The following is a 7,284-nucleotide window of genomic DNA, read 5'->3' as shown; positions in this document are numbered from 1 at the left end:
AAACCGGCACAAACCCGTTTCCCTTACGGCCGGTTGGGGGCCCCATGAAAATTGTTTTAGCCACTCTTGGCGTTACCCCCCCCCCCTCCCCCCCTAATGGCGGGGGGCACGGCGCGCCCCCGCCCGCCGGTACTCAACGCTTACTTCAGTTCGACCTTGGCGCCGGCTGCTTCCAGCTGGGCCTTGAACTTGTCCGCGTCGGCCTTGGAAACGGCTTCCTTGACCGGCTTCGGAGCCGCCTCGACCAGGTCCTTGGCTTCCTTGAGGCCAAGACCGGTGATGGCGCGAACTTCCTTGATGACGTTGATCTTCTGAGCGCCTGCCTCGGTGAGGACGACGTCGAATTCCGTCTTTTCCTCGACCGGAGCAGCAGCGGCCGCAGCGCCGCCGGCAGCGGCAACCGCCACCGGAGCAGCGGCGGAAACGCCCCACTTTTCTTCAAGAAGCTTCGACAGCTCGGCCGCCTCGAGGACGGTTAGCTTCGAAAGGTCGTCTACGATCTTTGCCAGATCAGCCATTGCAATGTTCCTTCATAAGGTTCGAACGTGTGTTTGTGATAGCGAGGAACGGCCTCATGCCGCCTCGTCCTTCCGGGCGTAAGCGCCGATGACGCGCGCGACCGAAGCCGCAGGCGCATTGACGATCTGGGCGATCCGGGTTGCCGGCGTGGCGATCATGCCAACCAGCCTGGCGCGCAGCTCATCGAGCGACGGAAGTGTGGCGAGTGCCTTCACACCGTCGGCATTGAGCGAGGTGGTACCCATTGCGCCGCCGAGAATGACGAGCTTGTCATTTCCCTTGGCGAAATCGGACGCGACCTTCGGCGCCGCAATCGGATCCTCCGAATAGGCGATCAGCGTCTGTCCCTTGAACAGCTCGATGATCGATGCGGAGTCCGTGCCCTGAAGAGCGATTTTGGCGAGACGGTTCTTCGCGACTTTGACGGTGCCACCGGCGGCGCGCATTTTCGACCGAAGGTCGTTCATTTGCGCGACGGTGATACCGGCGTAGTGGGCCACGACGACTGAACCAGCGCTTGAAAACGCATCATTCAGGCCCGTGACGAGTTCGCGTTTTTCCGCTCTGTCCACTGCCTATCTCCAGTTGACCCCTGCCCTCTACGAAGGACAGGCGTCGGGTTGCCTTTTTGCCGGCCGGGCCATCCAGTAACGGATCTCCCGAACGACGCTCGAGGATCCTGCCCCCTTTCGCCACACCTGCCGGCAAGCCGGACGGTGCGCAGACAAAAGGCAAACACGGTTCGAACCTTTCATTGGAGCTTTCGCTCCTTTGTCCGGTCTTCACCCGTCTCATGCAGGCCCGCATGAATTAAGGCCCACATCACCTAAGGCTTGGGGGCCGCCTGCAATCTCGGACAGGATGTCCGGAAGCCTTTCGACTTCCGGTACCGGGCCGCCGACAGGTCGGAGGCCCGGAATTCTTTCACGGATCAGCGTTTTAGCGGCCGATCCAATTGTTCGTATCAGGACGCTGCGAGCGTCGAGACGTCGAGCTTGAGGCCCGGGCCCATCGTCGAGGTGACCGACACCTTCTTGACGTAGTTGCCCTTGGCACCAGCCGGCTTTGCCCTGGTCACCGCGTCAGCGAAGGCGCGGACGTTTTCTTCCAGCGCCTTGACGTCGAACGAGACCTTGCCGACGCCGGCGTGAACGATGCCGGCCTTCTCGACGCGGAACTCGACGGCGCCGCCCTTCGATGCCTTGACGGCGGCGGTAACGTCGGTGGTTACGGTGCCGACCTTCGGGTTCGGCATCATGCCGCGCGGACCGAGCACCTTGCCGAGACGGCCGACCAGCGGCATCATGTCCGGCGTGGCGATGCAGCGGTCGAAGTCGATCGTGCCCTTCTGGACGATGTCGACCAGATCCTCGGCTCCGACGATGTCGGCGCCGGCGGCCTTGGCCTCCTCGGCCTTGTCGCCACGCGCGAAGACGGCGACGCGAACGCTGCGGCCGGTGCCGTTCGGCAGATTGACCACGCCGCGGACCATCTGGTCGGCATGGCGCGGGTCGACGCCGAGGTTCATCGCGACTTCGATCGTCTCGTCGAACTTCACCGAGGAGCGATCCTTGAGCAGCTTCAGCGCCTCACCCAAAGCGTACGCCTTGTTGGGATCGATGCCTTCGCGGGTCTTCGATACACGCTTTGCAATCTTTGCCATGATCTCAGCCCACCACTTCCAGACCCATCGAGCGGGCGGAGCCCTCGACCATGCGCATGGCCGCCTCGACGTCGTTTGCGTTCAGATCCTTCATCTTCTGCTCGGCGATGGCGCGCACCTTGTCGCGGCCGATCGTGCCGGCCTTGACCTTGCCCGGCTCCTTCGAGCCCGACTTCAGGTTGGCGGCCTTCTTCAGGAAGTAGCTCACCGGCGGCGTCTTCATGACGAAGGTGAACGACTTGTCCTGGTAGTAGGTGATGACGACCGGAACCGGCGAGCCCTTTTCCATTTCCTGGGTCTGCGCGTTGAACGCCTTGCAGAACTCCATGATGTTGATGCCACGCTGACCAAGCGCCGGGCCGATCGGGGGCGACGGCGTGGCCGATCCCGCGGAAACCTGGAGCTTGAGCTGGCCTGCAATTTTCTTAGCCATCTCTCTTCCTGCCTTTTCTCATGCCGTCTTGCCGGCGGTTGCAGTCTGGTGGTGCGGTCCGTGCGGCCGGCTAAAGCCGCATTCGCCTCCCACCCGTTTTTGGCCGCGCGATCTCCGCGCCGCCTTCCCTGCCGCCGAAACCGGTGCAGGGATTTCGGATCAGCCCTTTTCGACCTGTCCGAATTCCAGATCGACCGGCACAGCGCGCCCGAAGATCGAAACTTCCACCTTGAGCCGCGCCCGCTCTTCGTCCACTTCCTGGACGAAACCGTTGAAGGACGCGAATGGTCCATCCGAAACGCGGATCGCTTCGCCGATCTCGAACGTCACCGACGGCTTCGGCCGCTCGACGCCCTCCTGAACCTGGTTCAGGATACGCTGGGCCTCGGCTTCGGTGATCGGCACCGGCTTGGAGTCGCCCAGGAAACCGGTGACCTTCGGCGTGTTCTTGACGAGCGAGAACACGGCGTCGGTCAGATTGGCTTTCAGCAGCACATAGCCCGGAAAGAACTTGCGCTCGGCATCGACCTTGCGGCCGCGGCGGATCTCGACGACCTTCTCGGTCGGCACCACGATCTGCTCGATGTCGGCGGACAGGCCCTTCTGCTTGGCCTTGTTCTCGATGTCCTCGGCGACCTTCTTTTCAAAGTTCGAGTAGGCGTGGACGATGTACCACCGCGCGGTCATTTCAAGACTTCTCCGTAATCGCCGGACTTACTGTCCGAGGCCGAGGATTTTTTCGACCGCAAAGCCCATGGCCACGTCTGCGGTAAAGAAAAAGATCATCGCGATGACCGCGAACACAAGGACCATCACCGTCGAGATCATCGTTTCGCGCCGCGACGGCCAAGTGACCTTGGCGGTCTCCGCGCGAACCTGCTGGAGAAAGGTGAAAGGATTTGTGGTTTTCGAAGCCATATGCCGCTCTGTCTGCAAGACCCGTTGGCCGGGTCTCCTGGATGATCCCGCTGGCCGGGACGTGCCGCTTGAGCGTGCGTTCGCGCCGAATCAGCGCAATCATTTCGCCCATGCAAATCAGACGCGTAAAGCCGGCTTCCCAGCTCCACGCGTCGCGTGTCTGTTTCGTCTACATAAAACCGATTCTTGATCCACGCAAGTGGCAAGTGTCCGCTTTATGGCCAAACGCCGCCTCGGAACCATCCAGTCGTCCCGTCCCGGCTATGCGGCCCTTATGCCGCAACTTATGCCATATGGCAAGTCACAAGCCGATTTTCAAAGGCCGCACTGCAAAAGAATCGTTTTAGGTATCCATTCAAAGAATGGCACGGGCAGCAGGGCTCGAACCTACGACCTGCGGTTTTGGAGACCGCCGCTCTACCAACTGAGCTATGCCCGTATGCGCATGTCGGCGCAGCAGGCGCTTCCTAAAAGCTTCCGCGCGCTCTGTAAAGAGCGACGTGCGCTACCCGGCCTTCATCTTCGAAAGTCCAGGCGTCCTCCCGGCCATTTCCCGTCGATCCGTTGATTGCTGACGATCAAGCCGACCCAGGGACGCACGATTTTTGGGTCGGTCAGATTGATGTATTTTCCCACCAGCCCTTTCGCACCATGGCGCCGGGCATCGATGAGCCCCTTGCGCACGCCATTATGCCAATCGAACAGCAGGTAAACTCTCTCTCCCGCCGTCTTCACCTCGCCCCGGCCAGACTTCCATTTATCCTTGCTGTCGCCTGGAATCGTGGGATCGGCACCGCCGTTCCAACGGCTGGACCAGCTGCCTTCGATGGTGTCGTTGCGGTCGCGGTCGCTTTCGGTGCCCCAGGCCTCGGCATTTTCATCGCTTGCAGTTCCCTCCAGTTTCACGCCGGCGGCGAACGCCGACACCTCCTCGTCGTCGGGAGAGGGGACGTCCATGACGCCAAACGGATTTCGGACTCCGCGGTCGCTGTCAAAGACGCTGTCTGAATTTTTCTTGCCTTCCGATCTCATCGCAAAGCCTCCGGTTTTCAATGTGGCCCCGCCAGTCGACGGCGGTCTCAAGCCGTTAGCCTGGAGGACCGAAACCTCCATAGCAACCCGTTTTCCTGGCCGGCAGGTTTTCGACCGTTTGCGCCCGGTCAGGTTCCCGAAGGCGGCTTGTAAGGCCCGCCGGGCACGCCCCAACCCCAGGCCGGCATTGGTTCCGTCTCGGGATCGCAGGTCGGGCCCTTGTTGGAGTTCATCCTGGCCAGCCGCGATCCCCATTCGACATAGGCCATGAAGGCCGAGCGGAATTCGGGATCGTCAGGCAGGCCGACCTCGTCGGCGGCGTCGGCGAGAAGGTTGATCCAGCGCCGGCGCTGCTCCTCGGTCAGATGCTTGCCGAGATGGTGCATCACCATCTCGCGATGGCCGCCGTGCTTTTCGCTGTAGGTTTTCGGTCCACCAAAAACTTCGCCGATGAAAGCCGCGACGTGAGCGGGATGATCCGGCGACATGTGTTTGAACACCGGCCCGACGATGGGGTCCCGAGAGACGTTGTCGTAGAAGGCTTGGGTCAGGCGGTTCAGCGCTTCGGTGCCGCCTGCCCATTCAAACAATGTCGGGACATCCTGGCTCATTCGCGATCCCTCCCATGCTGGACTTCAACCGCGCTGGACGATAGCGGAAACATCGAGCGCCGCTCAACCTGCCTCGATGGCCAGTGCAAGGTTGCGCTAAAGCTTCGCCGGCGTCTCTGCCTCGGCGCTGGCGGACGGCAGAACGCGGCAGTTGTCGGGCTTCGGCGACGGCTTGCAGATGGTGGCGCCCGTCAGCGCGTCCACCGATTGCGGCCCCGTCGTCAGTCCAACCTTCAGCATTAGGTCGGGTTCGAGCTGGCGCTCGACCGAGCGCTGCTCGAGCGCGGCGAACAGACCGGGACCAATCGCCATGTCCTCGAGATAGGGCTTAATTATCTGCTGCTGTCCCATCAGGTACATGCCGAGCCGCGCTTGCGGACCGACAAACCGTCTGACGCCGCCGGCAAGCATGAGCGCGCACGCCGAATCGCATACCGCTCCCGAATCGACGGTCAGGCCGGCATAGGCGCCCTCTTTAGCCAAGCAACTCCACTCTCCCGGGTCGCAGCCAACAAAATCGGTGCGGGCGACGGCGATGTCGAGCTTCTTTTCGTGGATAAGTCGCCCCACCGCCAGAGCACTGAACAGGTCGCCTCCTTGTGAGCTGACCACCACCGGCAGCCGTCGGTTGCCAAGCATGGCGAGCAACTGGCGCAGCTTCTGCGGGGTCTGAGGCGCAATCGCGCCTTCGGCCGAGATCCATTCCGGGCAGTTTGGATTGCAAAGCGGGTTGCTGCCGCGGACCAGGACGAAGCGCATGTCTGCGACCTCCTTCGGCCGCGGGGTTTCGAGCCCTGCGGGTGCAGGCTCGGCTTTCGCCACCACTTCGCCGGCCGGCTTCGTGATATTCGCCGGCGCCGGCACCTCCCTGCAACTCGCCGGCAACGGATTGGATCGGCATAGCGTTGGCGCGATCAGCAAGTCGACGGCGTCCAGGCTGGTGACGAGATTCATTTGCAGCATGTCGTAGGGAACCAGTTGCTGGATGCTGCTGGCCGGCGTGCTTTTCATGGTCTCGAGCACGCCCAGGCCGATGCCCATCTCCTTCAGATAGGCCGCCAGCTTCCGCTCCAGCGGCTTGTTCATTTCGTAGGTCTTGTAGCTGCCGGCGTTCTTCCGGCTGACGACCCTGGTGCTGAGTATCTTCTTCTTGCCTTTCACCATGCGATAAGTGGTGCGGTACAGCAATTTCGTCCGGATATAGGTCGTGGTGATCTGATGGACGCCGAGAAAGGCCCATTCCCCGACCACGCGCCGGATGCCACCGGAAAACATCAACGGACAGGCGGAATTACAGATGGCGCCGTTGGCATAGGCATCGCCGAAATAACGGGCGCCCTTGCCGTCGTTTTCCTTGCAGTTCTTCATATCTGGCAGACAGCCGACGAAGCCGGTTTTACCGACAGCGATATCGAGCTTATTCTTGCGGATCAGGCGACCAAGTGTCAGCGCCGCTTCGACATTGCCGCCGGGGGAATCGACGACGATCGGCAGCTTTCGGCCGCCAAGCGCTTTCAGCGCGCGTTTGAACAGGGCCGGCGTGCCGGCTTCTATCGAGCCTTCCGCCGATATCCATTCCGGACAGGTCGGCTCGCAGCCCGGCGCGCTGCTGCGCACGACGACGAACCGCATCGTCGGGCCGAAATCCGGCGCGGATTTTTCCGGCGTGGATTTTTTTGCATCCGCCGCGAAGGCAGCGTGGCCCATGGCAAGCAACGACACCAGGCAGATCAGCCCTAGCGACCACCATGCCTGACTATGCAAACGGCGCCATGGAACCATTCGGGCAGCCCCCCTCGATGCAACCTATACTAGTTATGGCAGAGGCGCTTGCAACAGGATTTGAAGCAATGCGGTTAATCCATTGCCAGAATATCGGAATCAAAAGGGCGGCCCGAAGACCGCCCCTTTGCATCCGATCTCAACCGGCAGCGCCGGCGACTACTCTTTGATGGTGACGACGATGCCGGCACCGACGGTGCGGCCGCCTTCACGGATGGCGAAGCGCAGCTTCTCTTCCATGGCGATCGGCACGATCAGCTCGACATCGACGGTGATGTTGTCGCCCGGCATCACCATCTCGGTGCCTTCCGGCAGCGACACGATGC

Annotated in this window: 10 protein-coding genes and 1 tRNA gene; all 11 read right to left on the bottom strand. The window is 61.8% G+C overall.

Going from position 1 to position 7,284, the window contains the following annotated elements:
- Positions 1–140: 140 nt before the first annotated feature.
- Positions 141–518 (bottom strand): 50S ribosomal protein L7/L12, encoded by a 378-nt coding sequence (gene rplL / locus NKI16_RS33680; RefSeq protein ID WP_023680442.1) that lies wholly within the window; start codon positions 516–518, stop codon positions 141–143.
- A gap of 54 nt (positions 519–572) precedes the next feature.
- Complete coding sequence (gene rplJ / locus NKI16_RS33675; protein ID WP_008875657.1) at positions 573–1,091, bottom strand: 50S ribosomal protein L10; 519 nt, start codon at positions 1,089–1,091, stop codon at positions 573–575.
- Between the two features lie 392 nt (positions 1,092–1,483).
- Positions 1,484–2,182 carry a 50S ribosomal protein L1 gene (gene rplA, locus NKI16_RS33670; protein ID WP_023680441.1) on the bottom strand — a complete coding sequence of 233 codons (699 nt, stop codon included), beginning with the start codon at positions 2,180–2,182 and terminating at the stop codon, positions 1,484–1,486.
- Between the two features lie 4 nt (positions 2,183–2,186).
- Positions 2,187–2,615 (bottom strand): 50S ribosomal protein L11, encoded by a 429-nt coding sequence (rplK, locus tag NKI16_RS33665; protein ID WP_023680440.1) that lies wholly within the window; start codon positions 2,613–2,615, stop codon positions 2,187–2,189.
- Positions 2,616–2,774: 159 nt separating this feature from the next.
- Positions 2,775–3,302, bottom strand: coding sequence for a transcription termination/antitermination protein NusG (gene nusG, locus NKI16_RS33660; protein WP_006333333.1), 528 nt, complete (start codon positions 3,300–3,302; stop codon positions 2,775–2,777).
- Positions 3,303–3,329: 27 nt separating this feature from the next.
- Positions 3,330–3,533, bottom strand: a complete 204-nt coding sequence (gene secE, locus NKI16_RS33655) for a preprotein translocase subunit SecE (protein ID WP_023680439.1) — start codon at positions 3,531–3,533, stop codon at positions 3,330–3,332.
- 363 nt (positions 3,534–3,896) lie between these two features.
- A tRNA-Trp gene (locus tag NKI16_RS33650) sits at positions 3,897–3,972 on the bottom strand.
- Positions 3,973–4,049: 77 nt separating this feature from the next.
- Positions 4,050–4,565, bottom strand: a complete 516-nt coding sequence (locus NKI16_RS33645) for a hypothetical protein (protein WP_352572474.1) — start codon at positions 4,563–4,565, stop codon at positions 4,050–4,052.
- A gap of 128 nt (positions 4,566–4,693) precedes the next feature.
- Positions 4,694–5,176, bottom strand: a complete 483-nt coding sequence (locus NKI16_RS33640) for a group II truncated hemoglobin (protein WP_352572472.1) — start codon at positions 5,174–5,176, stop codon at positions 4,694–4,696.
- Between the two features lie 96 nt (positions 5,177–5,272).
- Positions 5,273–6,958, bottom strand: a complete 1,686-nt coding sequence (locus NKI16_RS33635; RefSeq protein ID WP_352641807.1) for a COG3904 family protein — start codon at positions 6,956–6,958, stop codon at positions 5,273–5,275.
- A gap of 159 nt (positions 6,959–7,117) precedes the next feature.
- Positions 7,118–7,284: EF-Tu C-terminal domain-related protein (locus tag NKI16_RS33630; RefSeq protein WP_477327769.1), on the bottom strand; the 167-nt coding region annotated here is incomplete at its 5' end.

It is taken from the genome of Mesorhizobium sp. M0698 (assembly GCF_040320455.1).
Taxonomy (GTDB): Bacteria; Pseudomonadota; Alphaproteobacteria; order Rhizobiales; family Rhizobiaceae; genus Mesorhizobium.
Note: the sequence above shows the minus strand (reverse complement) of the source record. Positions and strands in the feature narration are given on the sequence as shown.

Coding starts and splice junctions, on each gene's coding strand:
- rplL (WP_023680442.1), bottom strand. CDS start 518: ATGGCTGATCTGGCAAAGATCGTAGACGACCTTTCGAAGCTAACCGTC.
- rplA (WP_023680441.1), bottom strand. CDS start 2,182: ATGGCAAAGATTGCAAAGCGTGTATCGAAGACCCGCGAAGGCATCGAT.
- rplK (WP_023680440.1), bottom strand. CDS start 2,615: ATGGCTAAGAAAATTGCAGGCCAGCTCAAGCTCCAGGTTTCCGCGGGA.
- nusG (WP_006333333.1), bottom strand. CDS start 3,302: ATGACCGCGCGGTGGTACATCGTCCACGCCTACTCGAACTTTGAAAAG.
- secE (WP_023680439.1), bottom strand. CDS start 3,533: ATGGCTTCGAAAACCACAAATCCTTTCACCTTTCTCCAGCAGGTTCGC.
- NKI16_RS33645 (WP_352572474.1), bottom strand. CDS start 4,565: ATGAGATCGGAAGGCAAGAAAAATTCAGACAGCGTCTTTGACAGCGAC.
- NKI16_RS33640 (WP_352572472.1), bottom strand. CDS start 5,176: ATGAGCCAGGATGTCCCGACATTGTTTGAATGGGCAGGCGGCACCGAA.
- NKI16_RS33635 (WP_352641807.1), bottom strand. CDS start 6,958: ATGGTTCCATGGCGCCGTTTGCATAGTCAGGCATGGTGGTCGCTAGGG.